Source organism: Pseudomonas sp. 43A (assembly GCF_013363935.1).
Taxonomy (GTDB): Bacteria; Pseudomonadota; Gammaproteobacteria; order Pseudomonadales; family Pseudomonadaceae; genus Aquipseudomonas; species Aquipseudomonas crudilactis.
In genome coordinates this window covers 5,731,573-5,753,991 of record NZ_CP054880.1, presented here as the reverse complement: position 1 = coordinate 5,753,991, position 22,419 = coordinate 5,731,573, and the positions used below count along the sequence as shown (strand labels likewise).

Here is a 22,419-nt window from a genome sequence, read left to right as displayed (position 1 = left end):
CATGACGATTTACTTTTATGCACAAAGCCTCGGCTTTGATCGGGTCGACAGCGCACTTCCCGAAGTGCCTGAAGGGGCGGTTGAAATCACCCAGGCGCAATACGCCGAGCTGTTCGCCGGGCAGGCGAGCGGCAAAGTCATCAGTGCCAGTGCCAGTGGTCAGCCCGTTTTGACCGACCCCGTCGTTTCTCCTGAAACGCTTGCCAGCCACGAGCGCGCATGGCGCAACCGCGTTCTGCAAAACACCCAGTGGCTGGTGTTTCGTGATGCCGAAGAACTGGAAGTGGGCGAGGGTACGACTTTGCGCTCCGAGGAATTCAAACAACTATTGGCGTATCGGCAGGCACTGCGTGATTGGCCGAATGATCCGGACTTCCCGAATTTACTTTCCCGACCCGTTGAGCCTGACTGGCTGGAAGGCTTGCTTCGGACAGACAGTTGAGGAACTAACGTGGATTATCCCAAAAGCGTTCCCAGCGTCGGGCTGGTGAATGGAAAATTCGTCAATGAGGACGTCGTCGCGGGATTGCCCGGATCGTTGATCCCGGCGACCTGGGGTAACGGTGTTACCGATGAATTGTTGAACGTCGTCAAATCCGCCGGTCTTGAGCCGAGCGAAGCCGATGCAACCCAGTTGTTGCAAGCGGTGAAAAAACTCAGTCAGGCGGGTGAAGACAAACATGCCGCTGACATCGGCGCCGCCAATCTCTACATGGCCAATTATGTGCCTGCCGTCACCGTATTGAAGGACGGATTGGCGCTGCGTTTTACTGCCGGTAATGCCAATACCGGGGCGAGTACGTTTGCACCGAATGGGCTGATGCCCAAGCCGCTGGTCAACCTTGCATCAAGTGCATTGCGGCCTGCCGAGATTGTCGGCGGCAGTGTGTGTTCGGTGACGTATAGCGCAGCACTGGAAAATTGGGTGCTGGTCTCTGCAAGCGGTGGCAACGGCTTCACCGGGCGGTTGTTGGGCGTGAAGACGTTTACTGCGTCGGGGACTTACGTGCCGACGATGGGCATGAAAAATGTGCTGGTGAAAGTTGTCGGCGGTGGCGGAGGAAGTGCAGGAATTGTTGCCACCGTCGCTTCCCAATATTCAGCCGCCGGCGGAGGAGCCTCAGGCAGTTATGCAGAGGCTTGGCTTCCAGCCTCGACGGTTGGAGCCAGTCAGGTGGTAACAGTCGGTGGCGGTGGCGCCGGCGGCTTGATCGCAACTGACGCCGGAGCCGGCGGAACCAGCTCTCTGGGGGCGCTGGTTTCAGCGCCCGGCGGAGCAGGTTCGACCTCGCTCGGCTACACCAACTTCCCCGGTACCGGCCTGTATGTCGGGGGTTATCCCGGCCAGGCAGCGAAGGGTGGAAATATCGTCAGCATGGCCGGGGCTGCCGGTTCGTCAGGTATATCCATCAACGCGTCGACTCTGGCCGGACACGGTGCCAACTCTCCCTTGGGCAGTGGTGGGGTTGCCAGCAGCGCGCAGGGTGCCATTGCCGCACCTGGCTCCGGGTTCGGTTCCGGAGCCGGTGGCATCGCCAATGCCCCGAGTCAGTCTGGCCGGCCGGGTGCTTCAGGAGCACCGGGCGCCGTGATCATCTTTGAGTACGCCTGATGAAAACCTACGCACGCATCGTCAACGACGCGGTGGTCGAGTTGTTCTCCACCGATGGAAATATGGCCGAGATGTTTCATCCGGATCTGCTCTGGGTCGACATCACTGAAATCATTCCGACGCCACAAATCAACTGGACCGCTAACTTCGGCACCCTCGGTTGGGTCTTCGCATCGCCTGAAGAGCCCGCGCCGGACAGCACCCTGAAAACTCTGGCAAAAAAATGGCTGAGCGGCATTGGCGTTCAACCATGATTCAATCGGGGCAATATCCAGGGAGGATCAAGCATTATGCAATTAACTGAAAACAACCTTATCGACATCATGCCCAACGCCCGCTCCCAAGCGGGCGTTTTTGTTTCTGCGCTCAACAGTGCCATGGCGCGCCGTCATATCGACTCGCCGAAACGTATCGCGGCGTTCCTTGCGCAAGTCGGCCATGAGTCGGGGCAATTGCGTTATGTGCGCGAACTGGGCAATAACCAATACCTGAGCAAGTACGACACAGGTACGTTGGCCTTGCGTTTGGGCAACACGCCTGAAGCCGACGGCGACGGGCAAAAATACCGCGGACGCGGGTTGATCCAGATTACTGGCCGTTCGAATTACCGCCAGTGCAGCCTCGGTCTGTTTGGCGATGAGCGTCTGCTGTCGTTGCCTGAACTGCTCGAACAACCGCAATGGGCGGCCGAGTCCGCGGCATGGTTTTGGGAGCAGAAAGGTTTGAACGCACTGGCCGACCGCGACGAGTTCAACACCATTACCCGTCGCATCAACGGCGGGTTGAACGGCTTGCAGGATCGTCTGGAAATCTGGGCGCGGGCGAGGGTGGTGCTATGCCAATCCCCTGGCGAATGATTGGCATTGTGTTGCTGGCCGCTGCTGCTTTTGCCGCGGCCTGGCAGTTTCAGGAGTGGCGCTACGAACGGCAATTGGCCGAGCAGGCCCGGTTAAACACCGAAACCCTTAATCAACTGACGCAGACTGCCGCCACCGCGCAACAGGCCGAGCAGGATAAACGTCTGGCGCTGGAGCAACGGCTCGCGTCCAGTGAACAAACCCATTACCGAGCGCTGAGCGATGCCCAACGTGATCAGGATCGCCTGCGCGATCGTCTTGCCACTGCTGATGTGCGCCTGTCAGTCCTTCTCGACGCCGGCGACGTTGCCCAAGGCTGCAACGTGCCAGCCACCTCCGACGCCAGCGGCGTGGATCATGCAGCCGTACGCGCCCGACTTGACCCGGCGCATGCTCAACGAATTATCGCCATCACCGACACCGGCGATCGCGGACTGATTGCCTTGCAGGCGTGTCAGGCGTATGTCAGAGCGCTCGCGCCCGAACATTTTGAATGAGTCTGTGTATTGAAAGCGCAACCGGGTCGTGTACGGTGGAGGCATTCCACACGATCCGGAGCATGCCGTGAAAGAGATCACTCAACTGGCCGCCGACCTTGGCCGACGTCTGCAACTGCTCAATGCCCACGTCACCACTGCTGAGTCCTGTACCGGTGGCGGAATTGCCGAAGCCATCACACGGATTCCCGGCAGTTCGGCGTGGTTCGAGGCGGGCTATGTGACGTACTCCAACCGGCAGAAAACCCAGCAACTGAATGTGCCGGTCGAGTTGTTCGAAACGGTCGGAGCGGTCAGTCGCGAGGTGGTTGAAGCGATGGTGCGTGGTGCGCAGGACAAAAGCCTGGCGCGATTTGCCGTGGCGGTCAGCGGGGTGGCCGGGCCCGACGGTGGCTCGCCAAACAAACCGGTGGGCACTGTGTGGCTGGCCTGGGGCGTTGGCGAATCGGTAACCAGTGAGGTGCAGCACTTTCCCGGCAACCGTGATGAAGTCCGCCGACAAACGGTGAAGGCCGCGCTAGAGGGGCTCCTGCGACTAGCGGCACGAGAAATCGAAAATCAGGGGTAGGCGATCCGCGAACGCTGTGGAATAATACTGGCTACTTATACAGGTGTTGGCCGTCAGGCCTTATTGATTACGTGAGGACTTTAATGGACGACAACAAGAAGAAAGCCTTGGCTGCGGCCCTGGGTCAGATCGAACGTCAATTCGGCAAGGGTGCCGTGATGCGTATGGGCGATCAGGACCGTCAGGCGATCCCGGCTATCTCCACTGGCTCTCTGGGTCTGGACATCGCACTCGGCATTGGCGGCCTGCCAAAAGGCCGTATCGTTGAAATCTACGGTCCGGAATCGTCCGGTAAAACCACACTGACACTGTCCGTGATCGCCCAGGCTCAAAAAGCCGGCGCGACCTGCGCATTCGTCGACGCTGAACACGCCCTCGATCCTGAGTACGCTGGCAAGCTGGGCGTCAACGTCGACGACCTGCTGGTTTCCCAGCCGGACACCGGCGAACAGGCGCTGGAAATCACCGACATGCTGGTGCGCTCCAACGCCGTTGACGTGATCATCGTCGACTCCGTGGCTGCCCTGGTACCGAAGGCTGAAATCGAAGGCGAAATGGGTGACATGCACGTGGGCCTGCAAGCCCGTCTGATGTCCCAGGCGCTGCGTAAAATTACCGGTAACATCAAGAACGCCAACTGCCTGGTGATCTTCATCAACCAGATCCGTATGAAGATCGGTGTGATGTTCGGCAGCCCGGAAACCACCACCGGTGGTAACGCGCTGAAGTTCTACGCCTCGGTTCGTCTCGACATCCGCCGTACCGGCGCGGTGAAAGAGGGCGACGAAGTGGTCGGTAGCGAAACCCGCGTCAAGGTTGTGAAGAACAAGGTCGCTTCGCCGTTCCGTCAGGCCGAGTTCCAGATTCTTTACGGCAAAGGCATCTACCTCAATGGCGAGATGATCGACCTGGGTGTGCTGCACGGTTTCGTCGAGAAGTCCGGCGCCTGGTATGCCTACGAAGGCACCAAGATCGGTCAGGGCAAGGCCAACTCGGCCAAGTTCCTGGCGGACAACCCGGAAATCGCCGCGAAGCTCGAGAAGCAACTGCGTGACAAACTGCTGACGCCGGCAGTGATCGACTCCAAGGCCTCTGCAGTCAAAGAGACTGAAGACGACCTGGCCGACGCTGATATCTGATTGCAGCGATGACCTCCGCCGTACTCGATACCCTCGTCGCGGTGCGGCGAACCGCTATGGACCTGCTCGCACGCCGCGAGCATGGTCGAGTCGAGCTGACGCGCAAGCTGCGTCAGCGCGGCGCTGAGACGGAGATGATCGAAACAGCCCTCGACCGTTTAACAGAAGAGGGGCTGCTTTCCGAAGCCCGTTACCTTGAAAGCTTTGTTTCCTACCGTGCCCGTTCCGGCTACGGCCCTCTACGGATTCGTGAGGAGCTGAGCCAACGCGGTTTGCAACGTGCCGATATCGAACTCGCCCTGCGCGAAAGCGGTATCAGTTGGCAGGAGCAACTTCGGGAAACGTGGCAGCGCAAATTCTCCGGGCATTTGCCGATTGATGCCAAAGAACGGGCCAAACAAGGCCGGTTTCTGGCGTATCGGGGCTTTTCGATGGAGATGATCAACCGCTTGTTCAGCGGTCGAGGGATGGACGATTAAGACGCCTCAATAAAAACGGCCCGCTATGGAAATAGCGGGCCGTTTTTTTTTGCTTCAAATTGCCTTTGACGGCTCGCGGCTGCGTTGCGCTGTTTGCGGTTTGGAATCCGCCCAGTTTTCCGGCAGGTTGATGTAATCGATCAACTCCCTCAGGCGTCCGTGAGTGCGGGCATTGAAGGCGAAGGCCAGCCGCGCCAGATGGCTGAACTGCGCTTCATCGTGTTCCTCGCCAGCGTAAGAGTGTTGATGGAACTGGTCGCTCAGGCATAGATCGGCGAATGCTTCCTGCATGTGCGCCAGCGCCTGATTGCTGAGCTTGTGATTCATACGAATCACGAATTGGCGCTTGAGCCAGCGGCTGGAGTGGAAGTTGCTATAGAACTGGTTGATCTGTTCTACGGCTTCTTCAACGCTGTAGACCAATCGCATCAGCTTCATGTCAGTCGGCAGGATGTAGCGATTGGCCTCGAGTTGCTGGCGGATGAAGTCCATCGCGCCTTGCCAGAATGTGCCGCCCGGCGCATCCAGCAGCACCACGGGCACCAATGGACTTTTGCCGGTCTGGATCAATGTCAGCACTTCCAGCGCCTCATCCAGTGTGCCGAAACCGCCCGGGCACAAGACCAGCGCGTCGGCTTCTTTGACGAAAAACAGTTTTCGCGTGAAGAAGAAGTGGAATGGCAGCAGATTACCGGTGCCATCGACGGTGGGGTTGGCATGCTGTTCGAAGGGCAGGGTGATGTTGAAGCCGAGGCTATGATCGCGGCCGGCGCCTTCATGGGCGGCGGCCATGATGCCGCCCCCGGCACCGGTGATGACCATCATCTCCGAACGCGTCAATGCGGCCCCGAGCTCTCGGGCCATGGCATAGAGCGGATGTTCTACGGGGGTGCGCGCCGAGCCGAACACCGTGACTTTGCGTCGGCCCTTGAATTGCTCCAGTACTCGAAACGCCTGCTCCAGTTCGCGCAGGGCTTGCAGCGTGATCTTGGCATTCCAGCGGTTGTGGTCTTCCTGAGCCATGCGCAGCACGGTCAGGATCATGTCGCGGTAGATCGGAATGTTCGGGCTGTTGGGGGAAACACGGTTGAGTTGTTCTTCGACCTTACTGATGAGGTCGGGGCCGCTTTCCTGAAAATGACGACTCAAGAGGTCATTCGGTTGGTAAGGCATTCAACGTCTCCTTCTGCACAGAGCGGTTGGCCCTGACGAGCGGCGTCAGTGCCGCGCTGCAAAAAAACACACGATCGGCAGTTCCTTGTCTGCCGTTGAAAAGTGATCGGGAATACTCTGAATCTAGACCCTTGCACGCAATCGCGCTGACTTGATCATTGCGCTGCAAGGTTTTGGCTGGCAACCGTTTATTGATTTTCCGCCCGTTCCGTCACCGCTCGTCCGAACGTGCGCCGAGCAGCAATCCCTCTGATTAACTAACGTACAGGTGCCGTACGACAGCTTTGCGTCACGGTGCACGCGATTCAAGGATTTGCGGGTGGCAAGGAGGCGGGACACATGGCCAGAGTGATTCTGGAGATCGATACGCAGCTGTATCGAATGTTGAAGGCAGCAGCCGAGACCAATCATCTCAGTCTCGAAGAGGAGTGCTGCCGGCGGTTGGCGGGCGGCGAGCGCCGTTCGCACTATCTACAGGCCTTGCTGGCCGAACTGCGCGCCGAGGATGAACAGCGGCGCGCCAATTCGCGATAATTACTTCTTCTTCGCCGGGGCGGCTTTCGGGCAATCCGATTCCTGGTAACTGGCGGAGCCGATCGCTTTGTTGGTTTTCACTTCGGTGAAGTCGTAACGCATGATCGCACCCTTGGCCATCAGCTTGCGGAACGATGGGTTGTTGCACACTGAGGCGCCCAACTGGAAATACACGGCTTTAGGGTCAGCGCGCATCTTGTCGGCGTGGCTCTTTTGCACGCTCAGGTGGTTGATCAACTGCGTGCCTTCAACGGTGAAGCCCTGATCAAGAATGTCTTCACTGATGGCGCGTGGCGTGCCGACGCTGCTCTGGGCGGCGACGTTGCGCAGCTCGCGGTTCAGATTCTGCTCACTCAGGGAGGCAGCCTGAGCGGTGAAGGACGACGCCAGCAGAATGGCAGCGGTGGGAACGATAAGGCGCAGCATGAAACTCTCCTGGTTCAGTGACTGGTGGTTCGACCAGCCACGTGACTGTGCGTTCAGTGGCGGCGAATTATAGGGGAGCCGGTCGGGAGGGTACAGGCTTGTGCCCGTCGCTCTGGTAAACTGCCGGCCTTTATTGCCCTGCCGAGTGTCGTTCGTGTCGAGTTTTCCTGCTTTTCGGCGTTATCCGCGATGAACCATGCCCCCAACGCCGTCGCTCGTCTGCGTGACCAGCGCGAAGATGAAGGCATCAAGCCGATTCAGGCTCGTGGCTTTCGCTCCGAGCGTTGCCGCGACTGCCGCGTGATCATCAGCCATTGCCTGTGCGCCTGGCGGCCCAGCGTCGACACGCGTTCCGGCGTATGCCTGATCATGACCGGCAAGGAAGTGTTCAAACCGAGCAACACCGGTTGGCTGATTGCCGACGTCGTGCGCGATAACCACGCATTCATCTGGTCGCGCACCGAGCCCGATCCGCAGATGCTGGCGCTGCTCAACGACCCGCAGTGGCAGCCGTATCTGGTGTTTCCTGGCGAATACGTTGAACCGTCGCGAGTGACCAACACCGTCGCGATCGATAGCAGCAAGCGGCCGCTGTTCATTCTGCTGGATGCAACGTGGACCGAAGCGCGGAAGATTTTCCGCAAGAGTCCGTATTTCGATCGCTTGCCGATCTTGAGCCTGCTGCCCGACAAACTCTCGCGCTATCGCTTGCGCCGCTCGACCCGCAGCGAGCATTTGTGCACTGCCGAAGTCGCTGCGCTGTGCCTGGAATTGGCCGGTGACTCGGACGCTGCCTCTGCGCTGGACGCCTATTTCGACGTGTTCAGCCAGCACTATCTCGGCGCCAAACAACAGTTGGACATGAATGAATCGACGCCGGCCCACGCCGAGCTGCTGCCCTATATACGAAAGCCGCAGCCGGAGTTGGCGCAATAGTGGCCCATACTGTACAAGCCAGCGGCCGTGCTGCTTGACCACCCCGTCTTCGCTGGGCATGCTTGGCGCCGTTTAGGGTGCGGCCAAGGTTTGAAACGCCGTGTTTGCTGTTGATTGGCGTTGAACGTGCCCCTGTGGATATCGCTTGAAAGCGGCATCTTGAGTTGCTTTGGCGAGACCGGAATGCTCCGGGTCTGCCATCAAAAACAGGATCATTTGAAAAATGGCCACATACGACATCCTGATTGCCGATGATCACCCTCTGTTTCGTAGCGCCCTGCATCAAGCGGTGACGCTGGGCCTTGGCCCGGATGTGCGACTGGTGGAAGTGGCGAGCATCGCCGAACTGGAAGCGCGCCTGACCGAAAAGGCTGATTGGGATCTGGTCCTGCTGGACTTGAACATGCCCGGCGCTTTCGGGTTTTCCGGGTTGGTCATGCTGCGCGGGCAGTACCCACAGATTCCGGTGGTGATGGTTTCGGCCCAGGAAGAAGCTTCGGTGATGGTCAAATCCCGTGAGTTCGGCGCCAGCGGCTTTATTCCCAAGTCCAGCGATCTCAGCGTGATTCAGCAAGCCGTGCGCAAAGTACTCGATGGCGATGTGTTCTGGCCGCCGCAAGCGTTCGAGGCAGTCGCCGTTTCCGACGAAGCCAAAGCCGCCAGCGATGGTCTTGCCAGCCTCACTCCGCAGCAGTTCCGTGTGTTGACCATGGTCTGCGAAGGCCTGCTGAACAAGCAGATTGCCTATGAGCTGAGCGTGTCCGAAGCGACCATCAAGGCCCACGTCACGGCGATCTTTCGCAAGCTGAATGTGCGCACCCGCACGCAAGCGGCTTTACTGCTGCAACAACTTGAGTCAATTCCGAGCCAATAATGGCTGGCGTCTTCACGCTTTTTTGACTTTTGTTGATCTAGCTTTCCCACTCCTTTTTGGTTGGTTTCTACTTTATGTCACCTTTCAAGGGCCAGACCGGCCTGAAACGTATCCTCAATGCTTCCGGTTACTCGCTGGACGGCCTGCGCGCAGCCTTCACCGGTGAAGCGGCATTCCGTCAGTTGGTGCTGCTCAATGTCGTGCTGATTCCGCTGACGTTCTTCCTGAATGTCAGCCGCGTCGAGCAAGCGCTGTTGATTGCCGTGTGCCTGTTGGCGCTGATCGTCGAGCTGCTGAACTCGGCGGTGGAAGCGGCCATTGATCGTATCTCGCTGGAGCTGCACCCGCTGTCGAAGAACGCCAAGGACATGGGCAGCGCCGCGCAATTCGTGGCACTGAGCATGATCGCGCTGGTGTGGGCGGTGATTCTGCTTTAAGCGATCGTCGGCAAAACGATCTCGTCGCTGCGCTGCACCCCGGCGGTGAAAGCGCGGCACAGGTCGAGAAATTCGCGCATCGCCGAGGTCTGGTACTTCTGCTTGTGCCAGATGAAGTAGAACTGTCGCGCCAGATCCAGATCCGGCGTTTCCACCGGCACCAGACTGCCGCGACGGAACGCATCGCGCAGCGCCAGCCGCGAGATGCAGCCAATCCCCAGCCCCGATTCCACCGCGCGTTTGATCGCTTCGGTGTGCTCCAGCTCGAGACGGATATTCAGCGAGCTGCGATGGTGGCGCATGGCCTGATCGAAGGTCAGCCGCGTGCCGGAACCCTGTTCACGCAGAATCCACGCTTCGTGAGTCAACTCTTCCATGCTCGCGCTGCCGCGTTGAGCCAATGGATGCTGCGGCGCGCAGAACACCACCAGTTCATCTTCGACCCAGCTCTGCACTTCGATGTCCGGATGGCTGCAATCGCCCTCGATTAGACCCAGATCAATTTCGTAGTGGGCGACTTGTTGCACGATATTGGCCGTGTTCTGCACGTGCAGCTTCACCTGACTTTCCGGGTGGCGCTGCATGAAACTGCCGATCAACAGCGTCGCCAGGTAGTTGCCGATGGTCAGGGTCGCACCCACTGACAGCGAGCCGAAACCGGATTTGCCGTTGAGCAGGTCTTCGATTTCCTTGGCCTGATCAAGCAGGGCCACCGCTTGGGGCAGCAGCTGTTTGCCGAGGGCGTTGAGGCTCAGCCGTTTGCCGGCACGGTCGAACAGCTGGCAGCTGGATTGGCGCTCGAGCTCGGTGATCGAGGTGCTGGCGGCCGACTGCGAGAGGTTGAGCAGACCCGCAGCACGGGATACGCTTTCCTGCTGGGCGACGGCGACGAAGACTTGCAGTTGACGGAGAGTAAATCGCATATCGATATAACCGATAACCCTTATCTTAATAATCCAGTTAACAGATATTGTCGTCGCTATTAGAATGCGATGCAATTGCGCACCGTCGCCTTCCAAAGCCAGCGCAGACCCAATCTCCAGGAGTCAAACGTACATGAGCAACATGAACCACGAGCGTGTCCTCAGTGTTCATCACTGGAACGACACTCTGTTCAGCTTCAAGTGCACCCGCGATCCGGGCCTGCGCTTCGAGAACGGTCAGTTCGTGATGATCGGCCTGCAACAGCCTAACGGCCGCCCGCTTATGCGCGCTTACTCGATCGCCAGCCCGAACTGGGAAGAGCATCTGGAGTTCTTCAGCATCAAGGTGCAGGACGGCCCGCTGACCTCGCAGCTGCAGCACTTGAAGGAAGGCGACGAGATCATCATCTCGAAGAAGCCTACCGGTACCCTGGTTCTGGATGACCTGAACCCGGGCAAGCACTTGTACCTGCTCAGCACCGGCACCGGTCTGGCGCCGTTCATGAGCGTGATCCAGGACCCGGAAACCTACGAGCGCTTTGAAAAAGTGATCCTGGTGCACGGTGTACGTTACGTCAACGAAGTTGCCTACCGCGAATTCATCACCGAGCACCTGCCGCAGAACGAGTTCTTCGGCGAAGCGCTGCGTGACAAGCTGATCTACTACCCGACCGTGACCCGCGAGCCTTTCGAGAATCAGGGCCGTCTGACCGACCTGATGCGCAGCGGCAAGCTGTTCAGCGACATCGGCCTGCCACCGATCAACCCGCAGGACGACCGCGCGATGATCTGCGGCAGCCCGAGCATGCTCGACGAGACCAGCGAAGTGCTCGACAGCTTCGGCCTGAAGATCTCGGCGCGGATGCGCGAGCCGGGTGACTACCTGATCGAGCGTGCGTTCGTCGAGAAGTAAGCACCAAAACTGTAGGAGTGAGCCTGCTCGCGATAGCGATGGATCAGTCAAGATGGATGTCGACTGACACGGCCCTATCGCGAGCAGGCTCACTCCTACAGAAAAGCAAAAAGCCCGCGTTGCCTGTGAAGGCAGCGCGGGCTTTTTCGTTTCCGGGGTCAGGCCCCGGCAGGGATGACTTCGAGCACGCGGATCCGCTCGGGTGTCGGGTAATGCCAGCGCACATCCAGATCCCAGAATTGCGCGCCGTACTCGCGTTCAGGTGCCGGAGTCTGATACGCCGGACGCGGATCCTGGGCCAGACACTGTTCAATCAAAGCCACCAACGGCTCATCAAGGCGCTGAGCGTGTGTGTGCGCCTGTTTCAGCGCCGAATCCGTCCACTGCACGTCAATCAACTGCGGCGCGGCGCTGGCAATGCTGTTGGAGGCCTCGGGAATGATATCGGCGTAAGGCACGTAGGGTTTGATGTCGAGAATCGGCGTGCCGTCGAGCAAGTCGATTCCGGAAATGAACAAGCGATTGGCTTCGACCTTGTCCAGTTTCACTACCGATTGGCCAATGCCGTTGGGCCGGTGAGTGGCGCGGGTGGCGAATACGCCCATGGACTTGTTGCCGCCCAAGCGTGGTGGGCGGACTTTCAAGCGAGGTTTGTCTTCCAGTGCCTGATGAAACAGGAACAGCAGCCAGATATGGCTGACCTGTTCCAGCCCTTGCACGGCGTCACCCTGATCGAACGGCGCCACCAGTTCCAGCACGCCACGGGCGGCGGGGGCCAATTGGGGCTGGCGGGGGATGGCGAATTTCTCCTTGAAGCAGGAGCGCACAAAGCCGATGGGGGAGACGCTGTAAGTCATGGTTTGCATTCGAAGCGGGGCAGGGTGGGCATGATAACCCGTCCCGTCTAAAGTCTGGTGCTGGCAGGGCTGGCCTCTTCGCGAGCGGGCTCGCTCGCACATTAGATCTATGGCGTGCACAAGATACCTGTGGGAGCGAGCTTGCTCGCGAAGGCCGCACCGCCGATCTAGAGGCTGAACCCACCATCCAGCGGAATAATATTTCCGGTCATATAGGCCCCAGCCGTACTCGCCAGACTGATCGCCAACGCCGCCATCTCCTCCTCTCGCCCCCACCGCTTCATCGGAATCAACGCCGTATCCTCAGCCAGCGCCTTCTCATCATTGCCAATATGCTGAGTCATCTTGCTCGGAAAGCGCCCCGGCGCGATCACATTGACGTTGATGTGCTGGCTCACCAGTTCCCGCGCCAGAATCCGCGACAATTGATGCAGGGCAGCCTTGCTCGGCCCGTAGGCATACGCCTGCTCGCCGAAGGAAGAAATCCCCGCCACCGAGCCAATGTTGATAATCCGCGCTGGATTCGCCGCTGAACCTGCCTTGCGCAACAGCGGCAGAAATTGCTGGATGCAACTGAACACCGACGTCACGTTGAGCTGCATGACCTTTTCCCAACCCTTGACCGGATAGCTCTCCAGCGGCGCGCCCCACGTGGTGCCGGCGTTGTTCACCAGAATATCCAGGTGGGTGATCTGTTCGCCCAGGCGCGCGGCCAGTTCCTGTACGCCTTCTTCCGTCGCCAGGTTTGCGGCGATGCCATGACATTTGCCCAGGGCACTGAGCTCTTCAGCGGTTTGATGGCAGGCTTCGGCATCGCGCGAGCAGACGTAAACGCGCGCGCCAGCCTCGACAAAGGCCTTGGCGATCATTTTGCCGATACCGCGGGTGCCGCCGGTCACCAGAGCGGTGCGGCCTTGCAGGGAAAAATACGGGTGCATGGCGAGTCCTGAGGATTAGGGATCAGTACACCCTAGTCGTCAGCCGCAAAAAGCGGAGCCACTATTTTCGAAAGGAATGAACGGTCATGCGCTGCGGCGGCGACCATCAGTCGCCACCGCAGAAGGGCATCAGGCGGGGCGAACGCGCAGGGTCAGGCCCTTGAGGAAGTTGCGCAGCAACTGGTCGCCGCACGGGCGATAGTTGGTGTGGCCGACCTTGCGGAACAGCGCGCTCAGCTCAGGCTTGGACACCGGGAACTCGGCGGCCTTGAGGATCGCGTGCATGTCGTCTTCTTTCAGTTCGAAGGCCACGCGCAGCTTTTTCAGGATGATGTTGTTGGTCACCGGCACTTCGATCGGCTGCGGCGGACGGCTTTCGTCCTTGCCACGTTTGAAGATCACCAAGCCATCGAGGAAGTGCGCGATGACTTCGTCCGGGCAGCGTACGAAACCTTCTTCGTCTTCTTCTTTCTTGTCGAGCCAGGTCACTACGTCGGCGAGGGCTACTTCCATGCCGCCGAGCTTGATGATCTCGACCACTTTCTTGTCGCTGATGTCGAGCATGTAGCGCACGCTGCGCAATACGTCGTTATGAATCATTTGAGTAATCCTGATAAGCGTTGTGGGCAGCGCGCAGGCGCATTGCCGGAATGTGTGGCGGCAGTGGAAGCCTTAGAACTTCTCTTTGCCGGACAGGTAGCGCCATTGGCCGACCGGGACCTTGCCGATCGAGACGCCGCCGATGCGGATGCGGCGGATGCCGATGACCTTCAGGCCAACTGCTTCGCAGAACTGGGCGATGATCCCCGGCTGCGGATTTTTCATGGCGAAGCGCAGACGGTTTTCGTTCTGCCAGCTGGCCTTGACCGGCGGCAGCTCTTTGCCCTTGTGCGTCAGGCCATGCTGCAAGCGGTTGAGGCCGTGGGCGACCATGTCACCTTCGACTTCGACTACGTATTCCTGCTCGATTTTCGCGGCATCAGCGGTGAGCTTGCGCAGGATTTTCCAGTCCTGAGTGAACACCAGCAGGCCGCTGGCCTTGGCCTGCAGGTCGGCACTGGCAGTCAGGCGCAGGAAGTGCCCGCGCAACGGGCGCTTGCTGAAGCGGTGTTCTTCGCTGAGGGTTTCGGCGCTGAGCGACTGCATGGCAGTCTCGACGTCCATGCCGGCCGGCGCGTTGAGCAGGATGGTCACCGGTTCTGGCGCGGTGGCCTTGGCGTCCTTGTCCAGCTCGACCTTCTGGTCGCCGACCTTGAATTGCGGCTCGTCAATCACTTCGCCGTCCACGGTGACCCAGCCGCCCTCAATGAACAGCTCGGCCTCCCGGCGGGAGCAACCGACCAGTTCGATGAGGCGTTTGGAGAGGCGAATCGGGTCAGTCATGACAGGGCCGTAACAAAAAAGGGGTGGGCATTGTACCTGTGTGGCGCCGGTTAAGCCCGGTTCCATTTACAGGCTGTTCGCAATTCCCTGTGGGAGCCAGCCTGCTGGCGATTGCATCACCGCGGTGTATCTGACTGACCGCGGCGCATGCATCGCGAGCAGGCTCACTCCTACATGGGGTTGTGGTGTGTCAGCCGTTGCTTGAGCGTTGCTGATTCTGTCGCAGGCGCATATGCAGCAACGGATACGGCTGGCCCATGCCATCGACCTCCGAGCGGCCGATCACTTCGAAACCCTGCTTGAAGTAGAAGCCCAAGGCCTGTGGGTTCTGTTCGTTGACGTCGAGTTCATCGGCATTCAGATGCTGCATCGCGTAGTTGAGCAGTTTCTTGCCCAAGCCCTGGCCACGATAATCCGGATCGATGAACAGCATTTCAATTTTGCCCGCCGCAACCCCGGCAAACCCGGTAATGCGCTGATTGGCGTCCTTGGTGCAGATCAACATCACCGCATCCAGATAACGCGTGAGCACCAGATTGCGCAGCAATTCGATGTAGCTGTCCGGTAGAAAATCATGGGTGGCGCGGACCGAGGCCTCCCAGACCCGGGTCAATTCCTGATAATCGCTGAGTTTCGGCGTGTGGATGACCGAGTGGTGACGCATGCCCGTCTGCCTCTTGTCCGTTTCAAGGGAGTCCGTCCCCCGCTAAACGATAGCCGTAAAAAAGCCCCGCATCTTGTAAAAAGAGTGGGGCTTTTTGTATTTGTTGCGGGGGCTGGCTGGATATTTCTGTCGCCAGCAAGATCTCTCCCCCTCACCCCAACCCTCTCCCCCAAGGGGGCGAGGGGGAAGGGAGCTGATCTTCGTGCTGTTCAAAACCTGAGTTCGACCGGATAGCTCAGGTCGATGTACCTCGAAAGAACAACACGGTCAGCTCCCTCTCCCTCCGGGAGAGGGCTGGGGTGAGGGGCTTTTGACCTTCAGATCAGATCTGCTCAGCCCACAGATCATATTCGTCAGCGTCAGTCACCTTGCACCAGACCTTGTCACCCGGCTTCAAATTGCTGCCGTTATCAATAAACACGTTGCCATCGATTTCCGGGGCATCGAAGAAGCAGCGGCCAACCGCGCCTTGCTCGTCAACTTCGTCCACCAGCACTTCGATCTCACGGCCAATACGCATTTGCAGACGCGCCGAGCTGATCGCTTGCTGGTGCGCCATGAAGCGATCCCAACGATCCTGCTTGACCTCGTCTGGAACAATCTCCAGATCCAGATCATTGGCCGGTGCGCCTTCAACCGGCGAGTACTGGAAGCAGCCGACGCGGTCGAGTTGCGCTTCGGTCAGCCAGTTCAGCAGGTACTGGAAGTCTTCTTCGGTTTCGCCCGGGAAGCCGACGATGAAGGTCGAACGGATGATCAGGTCCGGGCAGATTTCGCGCCAGTTCTTGATGCGCGCCAGGGTCTTGTCTTCGAACGCCGGGCGTTTCATCGACTTCAACACTTTCGGGCTGGCGTGCTGGAACGGGATGTCCAGGTACGGCAGGATCTTGCCGGCGGCCATCAGCGGGATCAGTTCGTCAACGTGCGGGTACGGGTAAACGTAGTGCAGACGGACCCAGACACCGAGGGTGCTCAGCGCTTCGCAGAGCTCGGTCATGCGGGTTTTCACCGGCGCGCCGTTCCAGAAACCGGTGCGGTATTTCACGTCAACGCCGTAAGCGCTGGTGTCTTGGGAAATGACCAGCAACTCTTTAACGCCGGATTTGACCAGACGTTGAGCTTCGTCGAGCACGTCGCCGACCGGACGGCTGACCAGTTTGCCGCGCATCGACGGGATGATGCAGAACGAACAGCTGTGGTTGCAGCCTTCGGAAATCTTCAGATAAGCGTAGTGGCGCGGGGTCAGCTTGATGCCTTGCGGCGGCACCAGGTCGATCAGCGGGTTGTGATCTTTACGCGGTGGCACCACTTCGTGCACGGCGTTGACCACTTGCTCGTACTGCTGCGGGCCGGTCACGGCCAGCACGCTCGGGTGCACGTTGCGGATGTTGCCTTCTTCCACGCCCATGCAACCGGTGACGATCACCTTGCCGTTTTCCTTGATCGCTTCGCCGATCACTTCCAGCGACTCAGCCTTGGCCGAATCGATGAAACCGCAGGTGTTGACGACTACAACGTCGGCGTCCTGATAGGTGGACACCACGTCATAGCCTTCCATGCGCAGCTGGGTCAGGATGCGCTCGGAGTCGACCAGTGCTTTCGGGCAACCCAGAGATACAAAGCCAACCTTTGGATTGGCCGGCGCAGGAGTGGTGGACATGTCTAACCTCGGTATTTTGTGACATCGCTTTCTTGGTGCGAAAGCCGACGGACGGGCGCTTAGGGCGCGCCTCTGATCAAAAAGTGCGCAATTCTAGCGGCGGGCAACGCACTTGACCAGCTTTATGCAGGGAAATACGACGAGTGCTGCGCTATGCTTCGCGCCGTTGAGCTTTACCAATTTTTTACAGTCAACAAAACGTCTGTAACAACAGGTAAAACAGCGCATGCTGCACCACAAAGCATAGTGCTTCATTCAAGAAGCCGGTTCTGAGAAGTAGGAGTGTTGGATGGGTCAGGCAAGTAGTCATGCGGCAGGCGCCGAGGGTTCGGCAACCAAGCCGCTGAGCATGCTGGTCGCGGCAGTCGGGGTAGTTTACGGCGACATCGGCACCAGCCCGTTGTACACCCTCAAAGAAGTGTTTTCCGGCGGTTACGGCGTACCGGTCAACCACGATGGCGTGCTGGGCATACTGTCGTTGATCTTCTGGTCGCTGATCTGGGTCGTGTCGATCAAATACATGATGTTCGTGCTGCGCGCCGATAACCAGGGCGAGGGCGGCATCATGGCGCTCACCGCACTGGCTCGTCGCGCGGCAGGGCATCGCAAAAAGCTGCGTTCGTTGCTGGTGGTGTGCGGACTGATCGGCGCGGCGCTGTTTTATGGCGACAGCATGATCACCCCGGCGATCTCGGTGTTGTCGGCGATTGAAGGTCTGGGGCTGGCATTCGATGGCATCGACCATTGGGTGGTGCCGCTGTCGCTGGTGGTGCTGGTCGGGTTGTTCCTGATCCAGAGCCACGGCACGGCGCGGATCGGCATTCTGTTCGGGCCGATCATGGTCACCTGGTTCCTCGTCCTCGGCGCCCTCGGTGTGTATGGCATCAGCCACACGCCAGAAGTGCTGCATGCGCTGAATCCGGTCTGGGCCGTGCGTTTCTTCATGGTCCACACCGGCATGGGCGTGGCGATCCTCGGCGCCGTGGTGCTGGCCCTGACCGGTGCCGAAGCGCTGTACGCCGACATGGGCCACTTTGGTCGCAAGCCGATTGCCCGGGCGTGGTTCCTGCTGGTGCTGCCGGCGCTGGTGCTGAACTACTTCGGCCAGGGTGCCTTGCTGCTGGACAACCCGGAAGCGGCGCGTAACCCGTTCTATCTGCTGGCGCCGAGCTGGGCGCTGATTCCGCTGGTCGGTCTGTCGACGCTGGCCACGGTGATCGCTTCGCAAGCGGTGATTTCCGGCGCGTTCTCCCTGACACGTCAGGCGATTCAGCTCGGTTACATCCCGCGCATGTACATCCAGCACACCTCCAGTGATGAGCAGGGCCAGATTTACATCGGCGCGGTGAACTGGGCGCTGATGGTTGGCGTTGTGCTGCTGGTGCTGGGCTTCGAATCCTCCGGCGCACTGGCCTCGGCCTATGGCGTGGCAGTGACGGGCACCATGCTGATGACCACCATTCTGGTGTCGGCGGTTATGTTGCTGCTGTGGAAATGGCCACCGATCCTTGCGGTGCCGGTGCTGATCGGCTTCCTGCTGGTGGACGGCCTGTACTTCGCCGCCAACGTGCCGAAGATCGTTCAGGGCGGCGCATTCCCGGTGATTGCCGGTATTGCGCTGTTTGTGCTGATGACCACCTGGAAACGCGGTAAGCAGTTGCTCGTCGATCGCCTCGACGAAGGCGCACTGCCGTTGCCGATCTTTATCAGCAGCATCCGCGTGCAGCCACCGCATCGAGTGCAGGGCACCGCCGTGTTCCTCACCGCGCGCTCCGACGCCGTACCGCATGCGTTGTTGCACAACCTGCTGCATAACCAGGTGCTGCATGAGCAAGTGGTGTTGCTGACCGTGGTCTACGAAGACATCCCGCGCGTACCGCCATCGCGACGCTTCGAAGTCGAGGCCCACGGGGAGGGCTTCTTCCGGGTGATCCTGCACTTCGGTTTCACCGACGAACCGGACGTGCCGCAGGCGCTGAAGCTGTGTCATCTGGATGATCTGGACTTCAGCCCGATGCGCACCACGTACTTCCTCAGCCGCGAAACGGTGATTGCCTCGAAACTGGAAGGCATGGCGCGTTGGCGTGAGGCGCTGTTTGCGTTCATGTTGAAGAATGCCAATGGGAATTTGCGGTTCTTCAATCTGCCGTTGAACCGGGTGATTGAGTTGGGGACGCAGGTGGAGATGTAAGCCTGGCCTCAACCGAAAAGCCCCCGTCAGCCTTGTGGTTGGCGGGGGCTTTTTTGTACCTGCACATAAACTTCAAACCCACCACAAATCCCCTGTGGGAGCGAGCTTGCTCGCGAAGGCGTAGTGTCAGTCGAGGCATGTGGTGGCTGACCCACCGCTTTCGCGAGCAAGCTCGCTCCCACAGGGTATCGGATTGAATCAAGAGGTGCGTTCAGACAGATCGGCTTCGGATTCGGTCTTCGTCCGCGCAGGTCGTGGGATCAGCGCTTGGATCACATCATCAATCAAGGCTTTGCCCATCACTGTCAGGTAATGCGCAGCCCAGGCATGGCGGTCGGTGTCTCTGATGAAGGCAGCGTCTTCTGCGAAGGATTTGGCGAGGGATAGCAGGTCGGAGGATTGGGACAAGGCATCGATGATCGGGATGCCGGCGCGGACGTTGAAGAACGCTTGATCCGAGTTGTAGAGGAAAGGGGTGAAGCCGATGGTTTTAAGATCTGATGGCGTTGACGGACTTTCTTTGCTCATTGTTTTGCTCCCTAAAACGAGGAGCTGCCGCATTCGTTACCACACGAATGGGTGGCAGCTGTACGCAGGGTGGTAAACCGGGAGAGCAAAGAAACCGGCAGACCCGAAGGTCTCCCACGTACAACTGCCATAACAGTAAATCACAGGGGTAAAAAACACCTGATTCGTGATGGAGGCACTGTTGCACTTTGCCTAGCCGGGTTACCACACCCGATCGCTGAATGGGTCAGCGACGTCCGGAGAGTATCCCGTCGAAAAACAGCGCAATAGAGCGGCACAGCGCCCCAACAAGAGTTTCGGAGTTTGCCTACAAGGTCTGTGGGCGTCATCTGATATTGCGAGACTGGAAGTAAACGATACTAAACGTCACGCACGAACCGACGTGTGCAAAGCATTCAGGTACGTATGACGGCATCAGCGGAACAAGAAGTACAGGATGAACCAGAGGAGCTTCGGATCGAAAAGAAGGCCAGTGAACGATTGCTCATCTTTGATTTGGGCAAAGCAATCAGCCATGACGATATGAGGGCAAGGTATGCAGTGATTAGTGATCGACCCAAGGGCTTGACGACCCGGCCTCGTCAGTGAGACAAGTGTCCACGTTTTATGGAATGTGGACACTTAAGGTTTTGAGCTAAATGAAGAGTCAAGACATTTTACTTTTATTCAAAATGGCCAGTCTCCACGCTCAGGAAGAGAACCTCTTGGGGGAGATGGAGGCCGAATCGAATTCGGACAGGGTCGAAGAGCTGCTCAGGCCTTATGTCGTCAGCCGAATGTCTGCAGGGGAGAGTGTGGGGAAGCCATTGGTCACCTACTCCACTGATGGGGAAGACACAATCTTCCATCGCCGCGAACTCGATTCGCCTTTCGCTGATGGGCCAGGCTGGGAGGGATGGGCGGAACCAGCATCTGATCCACCGCTGACAAGTTGGAGCGATCGGTACTCTCTGCGTGCGCTGTCTGCCTCTCTCGGACTGAGCAAAAGCGAAGTCTCAAATGCTCTCGCCCGATGCCGGGAATCCGGACTGCTCATTCATGACTACGACACCGGGCTTGCCAAAGTGCACCGCCGGGAACTGCTGAAAATTACCGAGCACGCGCTGAAGTACTTCTTCCCGGTCAAGCCTGGCGCGATGGTTCGTGGCATACCCACGGGCTTTGCGGCACCCGCGCTGTCCAAAAGCATCAAGAGTGCGGGTGGTTTGATTCCGGTCTGGCCCGATGCGCAGGGAACTGAGCGAGGCCAAGCGATAGAACCGCTTTACAAAACAGTGCCGGAAGCGGTGAAAAAAGACAGGATTCTTTACCACTATCTGGCGCTCGCTGATGCAATCCGTCTGGGTGGTCCGCGTGAGTGTGGTGTGGCAATCAGTATTCTGAAGGCAGGGATGGGGCTGAAATAACATGTCGTCAAACGCGGATCACAACTACGAACTCATTGAGTTCGTGGCTGAAGGCTTGGGCGAGGCGTTTCTCGCCGAAGTTGCTTTTGTTGGCGGTTGCACAACCGCCATGCTGGTTACAGATACAGCCGTGCTGGACGACATTCGTTTCACTGATGACGTTGATCTAGTGATCGAGTTGGCCGGTATCAGCGCCTGGAACCAACTCACCGAACGGCTGGCTGCCAAGGGATTCAAGATCACCGGTGAGGACGAGGTCAATTGTCGTTTTCGCTTCAATGACGTTGTCGTGGATGTCATGCCTTCCGATCCTGCAGTGCTCGGCTATGCCAACCGCTGGTTCGTCGAGGGGCTGGCGAGGGCGGATAAATTCACCCTGCCCAGCGGCACTGCCATCCAGATATTCCAGCCTGCATATTTTCTCGCGACGAAACTGGAAGCTTTCGCTGGTCGGGGAAATGGTGATCCTTATCACAAGGATGTCGAGGACATGATCATCTTGATCGATGGTCGGCCTGAGCTGTTGGAGGAGTTGCGCCAGACTGACAAGGACCTCAAGGCGTTCATCACAGAGGGAATCCACAAGCTGATGGCGCTCGATGGGGTTGGCTACGTGATCGAAAGTTCAGGCTCGGTGCAGGCGAATCCGGGCAGAGGGCAGATTATTCACAGGCGTATGAAAGCGCTGGCCAACGCATGAGATACCACTCCCGATCAATCACTGGGCAAGCCAGCAGAACAAATAATGACTATGCCGGAGCGACCTGTGAGGGTGACGGTGGTTTTTTTGTTGTCGCGGATGGCACTTCCAGGCGCGGCAGTGGACAGCTGGCTGAAAGCTTCGTAAGCGGCATGTTGGCGGCTCATTCCACACAGGTGGAGCAGGGGAGCTATCCTGCAGAACCCGAAGCTGTTGAGCGTCTATTGGGTTCAATACTGGCGGATTTTCATGCATCGTTGCCTGCTGATCAGACGGGAGCGATCTGTTACCTGATTGGCTTGGTCGCTCATGGCCGACTCACCGTTGCATACGAAGGTGACTGTTCATGCGGGATTGTGACGCTGGCGGGAGCCATCGATTGGATTACGCCACCTCACTGCAAGGCCAATTGGCGGCGCGACCGTTCGCACTGCGAGTTGGCGCAAGACCCCGCGCGAAATTCGGTAACACGATGCTTGAAGATCAATCGGGTTCCGAACCCTGACTTTGTTTGTTGTGCACTGGACGCTGTTGAGCGCTTGGTTTTTGTCACTGATGGCTTTTGGGCGGACTTGACGCAAGCCCAGCAAAGCAGTTTGTTGGCGGCGCCGGAAAGCGACATTAGCGTTGGCGACGATGATGTCACGTGGATAGATGTTCAGCTTGGCCAGCAAGACTGAAGAGTTGTCTGAATCCAGCGCCATCCCTTGTAGGAGTGAGCCTG

At 58.7% G+C, this 22,419-nt stretch carries 28 protein-coding genes; 17 read left to right on the top strand and 11 right to left on the bottom strand.

Translation table 11 applies throughout. The features are described 5' to 3' along the window. Window position 1 precedes the first annotated feature (1 nt). From HUW52_RS25295 to recX, 8 genes are all read left to right on the top strand, one after another. Complete coding sequence (locus HUW52_RS25295; protein ID WP_175555189.1) at window positions 2-442, top strand: phage tail assembly chaperone; 441 nt, start codon at window positions 2-4, stop codon at window positions 440-442. A gap of 9 nt (window positions 443-451) precedes the next feature. Then, on the top strand, window positions 452-1,612 hold the full coding sequence (locus HUW52_RS25290; protein WP_175555188.1) for a hypothetical protein: 1,161 nt from the start codon (window positions 452-454) through the stop codon (window positions 1,610-1,612). Beyond that, complete coding sequence (locus HUW52_RS25285; RefSeq protein WP_016985031.1) at window positions 1,612-1,866, top strand: hypothetical protein; 255 nt, start codon at window positions 1,612-1,614, stop codon at window positions 1,864-1,866. The genes HUW52_RS25290 and HUW52_RS25285 overlap by 1 nt, the downstream gene beginning before the upstream one ends. 36 nt (window positions 1,867-1,902) lie before the next feature. Continuing rightward, window positions 1,903-2,469 carry a glycoside hydrolase family 19 protein gene (locus HUW52_RS25280; protein ID WP_016985030.1) on the top strand — a complete coding sequence of 189 codons (567 nt, stop codon included), beginning with the start codon at window positions 1,903-1,905 and terminating at the stop codon, window positions 2,467-2,469. Next, the gene (locus HUW52_RS25275) at window positions 2,448-2,966 is read left to right on the top strand and encodes a lysis system i-spanin subunit Rz (RefSeq protein ID WP_016985029.1); all 519 of its coding nucleotides are present in this window, start codon (window positions 2,448-2,450) and stop codon (window positions 2,964-2,966) included. Before HUW52_RS25280 ends, HUW52_RS25275 begins: the two co-directional genes overlap by 22 nt. A 67-nt stretch (window positions 2,967-3,033) precedes the next feature. Further along, window positions 3,034-3,534 (top strand): CinA family protein, encoded by a 501-nt coding sequence (locus tag HUW52_RS25270; protein WP_175555187.1) that lies wholly within the window; start codon window positions 3,034-3,036, stop codon window positions 3,532-3,534. 83 nt (window positions 3,535-3,617) lie between these two features. Then, complete coding sequence (gene recA / locus HUW52_RS25265; protein WP_007908746.1) at window positions 3,618-4,673, top strand: recombinase RecA; 1,056 nt, start codon at window positions 3,618-3,620, stop codon at window positions 4,671-4,673. An 8-nt stretch (window positions 4,674-4,681) separates the two neighbouring features. Next, window positions 4,682-5,152 (top strand): recombination regulator RecX, encoded by a 471-nt coding sequence (recX, locus tag HUW52_RS25260; protein WP_016985719.1) that lies wholly within the window; start codon window positions 4,682-4,684, stop codon window positions 5,150-5,152. Between the two features lie 54 nt (window positions 5,153-5,206). Here the strand turns inward: recX and HUW52_RS25255 are convergent, their stop codons facing one another. Continuing rightward, the gene (locus HUW52_RS25255) at window positions 5,207-6,325 is read right to left on the bottom strand and encodes a TIGR00730 family Rossman fold protein (RefSeq protein ID WP_175555186.1); all 1,119 of its coding nucleotides are present in this window, start codon (window positions 6,323-6,325) and stop codon (window positions 5,207-5,209) included. A gap of 339 nt (window positions 6,326-6,664) precedes the next feature. Between HUW52_RS25255 and HUW52_RS25250 the strand changes: the two genes are divergently transcribed. Beyond that, a complete protein-coding gene (locus HUW52_RS25250; protein ID WP_150706119.1) occupies window positions 6,665-6,859 on the top strand; it encodes a hypothetical protein in 195 nt (64 codons plus the stop codon). On the opposite strand, the gene HUW52_RS25245 is transcribed toward HUW52_RS25250, so the two are convergent. After that, entirely contained in the window at window positions 6,860-7,285 is a 426-nt protein-coding gene (locus HUW52_RS25245) for a PA3611 family quorum-sensing-regulated virulence factor (protein ID WP_016985722.1), read from the bottom strand. Window positions 7,286-7,474: 189 nt separating this feature from the next. Here HUW52_RS25245 and HUW52_RS25240 point away from each other — a divergent pair, with 189 nt between their 5' ends. Then, window positions 7,475-8,221 (top strand): tRNA-uridine aminocarboxypropyltransferase, encoded by a 747-nt coding sequence (locus HUW52_RS25240; RefSeq protein WP_175555185.1) that lies wholly within the window; start codon window positions 7,475-7,477, stop codon window positions 8,219-8,221. Window positions 8,222-8,293: 72 nt separating this feature from the next. Here HUW52_RS25240 and HUW52_RS25235 read toward each other — a convergent pair whose 3' ends face one another. Then, window positions 8,294-8,452, bottom strand: a complete 159-nt coding sequence (locus HUW52_RS25235; RefSeq protein ID WP_157786312.1) for a hypothetical protein — start codon at window positions 8,450-8,452, stop codon at window positions 8,294-8,296. On the opposite strand from HUW52_RS25235, the gene erdR reads away from it, so the two are divergent. Both erdR and HUW52_RS25225 read left to right on the top strand, forming a co-directional pair. Next, complete coding sequence (gene erdR / locus HUW52_RS25230; protein ID WP_016985724.1) at window positions 8,445-9,095, top strand: response regulator transcription factor ErdR; 651 nt, start codon at window positions 8,445-8,447, stop codon at window positions 9,093-9,095. The two genes, HUW52_RS25235 and erdR, sit on opposite strands and share 8 nt — an antisense overlap. A gap of 74 nt (window positions 9,096-9,169) precedes the next feature. Then, the gene (locus tag HUW52_RS25225; RefSeq protein ID WP_003222276.1) at window positions 9,170-9,532 is read left to right on the top strand and encodes a diacylglycerol kinase; all 363 of its coding nucleotides are present in this window, start codon (window positions 9,170-9,172) and stop codon (window positions 9,530-9,532) included. Here the strand turns inward: HUW52_RS25225 and HUW52_RS25220 are convergent. Further along, a complete protein-coding gene (locus HUW52_RS25220) occupies window positions 9,529-10,455 on the bottom strand; it encodes a LysR family transcriptional regulator (protein ID WP_077571374.1) in 927 nt (308 codons plus the stop codon). The two genes, HUW52_RS25225 and HUW52_RS25220, sit on opposite strands and share 4 nt — an antisense overlap. 133 nt (window positions 10,456-10,588) lie before the next feature. On the opposite strand from HUW52_RS25220, the gene fpr reads away from it, so the two are divergent. Next, window positions 10,589-11,368, top strand: coding sequence for a ferredoxin-NADP reductase (fpr, locus tag HUW52_RS25215; protein ID WP_007908723.1), 780 nt, complete (start codon window positions 10,589-10,591; stop codon window positions 11,366-11,368). A gap of 158 nt (window positions 11,369-11,526) precedes the next feature. On the opposite strand, the gene tsaA is transcribed toward fpr, so the two are convergent. The 6 genes from tsaA to rimO all read right to left on the bottom strand — a co-directional run bounded on the left by tsaA (window position 11,527) and on the right by rimO (window position 16,870). Continuing rightward, a complete protein-coding gene (tsaA, locus tag HUW52_RS25210) occupies window positions 11,527-12,225 on the bottom strand; it encodes a tRNA (N6-threonylcarbamoyladenosine(37)-N6)-methyltransferase TrmO (protein WP_175555184.1) in 699 nt (232 codons plus the stop codon). 167 nt (window positions 12,226-12,392) lie between these two features. Then, on the bottom strand, window positions 12,393-13,163 hold the full coding sequence (locus HUW52_RS25205; RefSeq protein ID WP_007908720.1) for an SDR family oxidoreductase: 771 nt from the start codon (window positions 13,161-13,163) through the stop codon (window positions 12,393-12,395). Window positions 13,164-13,292: 129 nt separating this feature from the next. Beyond that, window positions 13,293-13,763, bottom strand: coding sequence for a DUF1456 family protein (locus HUW52_RS25200; RefSeq protein WP_007908719.1), 471 nt, complete (start codon window positions 13,761-13,763; stop codon window positions 13,293-13,295). 72 nt (window positions 13,764-13,835) lie between these two features. Beyond that, window positions 13,836-14,546: an rRNA pseudouridine synthase gene (locus HUW52_RS25195; protein WP_042704893.1), complete on the bottom strand. Its 711-nt coding sequence runs from the start codon at window positions 14,544-14,546 to the stop codon at window positions 13,836-13,838. Between the two features lie 190 nt (window positions 14,547-14,736). After that, on the bottom strand, window positions 14,737-15,210 hold the full coding sequence (locus HUW52_RS25190) for a GNAT family N-acetyltransferase (RefSeq protein WP_016985729.1): 474 nt from the start codon (window positions 15,208-15,210) through the stop codon (window positions 14,737-14,739). A gap of 322 nt (window positions 15,211-15,532) precedes the next feature. After that, on the bottom strand, window positions 15,533-16,870 hold the full coding sequence (gene rimO, locus HUW52_RS25185; protein WP_008088939.1) for a 30S ribosomal protein S12 methylthiotransferase RimO: 1,338 nt from the start codon (window positions 16,868-16,870) through the stop codon (window positions 15,533-15,535). A 349-nt stretch (window positions 16,871-17,219) separates the two neighbouring features. On the opposite strand from rimO, the gene HUW52_RS25180 reads away from it, so the two are divergent. Next, complete coding sequence (locus HUW52_RS25180) at window positions 17,220-19,061, top strand: potassium transporter Kup (RefSeq protein WP_371929265.1); 1,842 nt, start codon at window positions 17,220-17,222, stop codon at window positions 19,059-19,061. Window positions 19,062-19,259: 198 nt separating this feature from the next. Here HUW52_RS25180 and HUW52_RS25175 read toward each other — a convergent pair whose 3' ends face one another. Further along, complete coding sequence (locus HUW52_RS25175) at window positions 19,260-19,589, bottom strand: DUF3077 domain-containing protein (RefSeq protein ID WP_175555182.1); 330 nt, start codon at window positions 19,587-19,589, stop codon at window positions 19,260-19,262. 638 nt (window positions 19,590-20,227) lie between these two features. Between HUW52_RS25175 and HUW52_RS25170 the strand changes: the two genes are divergently transcribed. Genes HUW52_RS25170 through HUW52_RS25160 form a run of 3 tightly spaced genes read left to right on the top strand, consistent with a single transcriptional unit; the run spans window position 20,228 to window position 22,375 of the window. Continuing rightward, window positions 20,228-20,995: a MarR family transcriptional regulator gene (locus HUW52_RS25170; protein WP_175555181.1), complete on the top strand. Its 768-nt coding sequence runs from the start codon at window positions 20,228-20,230 to the stop codon at window positions 20,993-20,995. A 1-nt stretch (window position 20,996) separates the two neighbouring features. After that, a complete protein-coding gene (locus HUW52_RS25165) occupies window positions 20,997-21,695 on the top strand; it encodes a hypothetical protein (protein WP_134176853.1) in 699 nt (232 codons plus the stop codon). Further along, complete coding sequence (locus HUW52_RS25160; RefSeq protein ID WP_175555180.1) at window positions 21,692-22,375, top strand: serine/threonine protein phosphatase; 684 nt, start codon at window positions 21,692-21,694, stop codon at window positions 22,373-22,375. Before HUW52_RS25165 ends, HUW52_RS25160 begins: the two co-directional genes overlap by 4 nt. The last annotated feature ends 44 nt before the right edge of the window (window positions 22,376-22,419 follow it).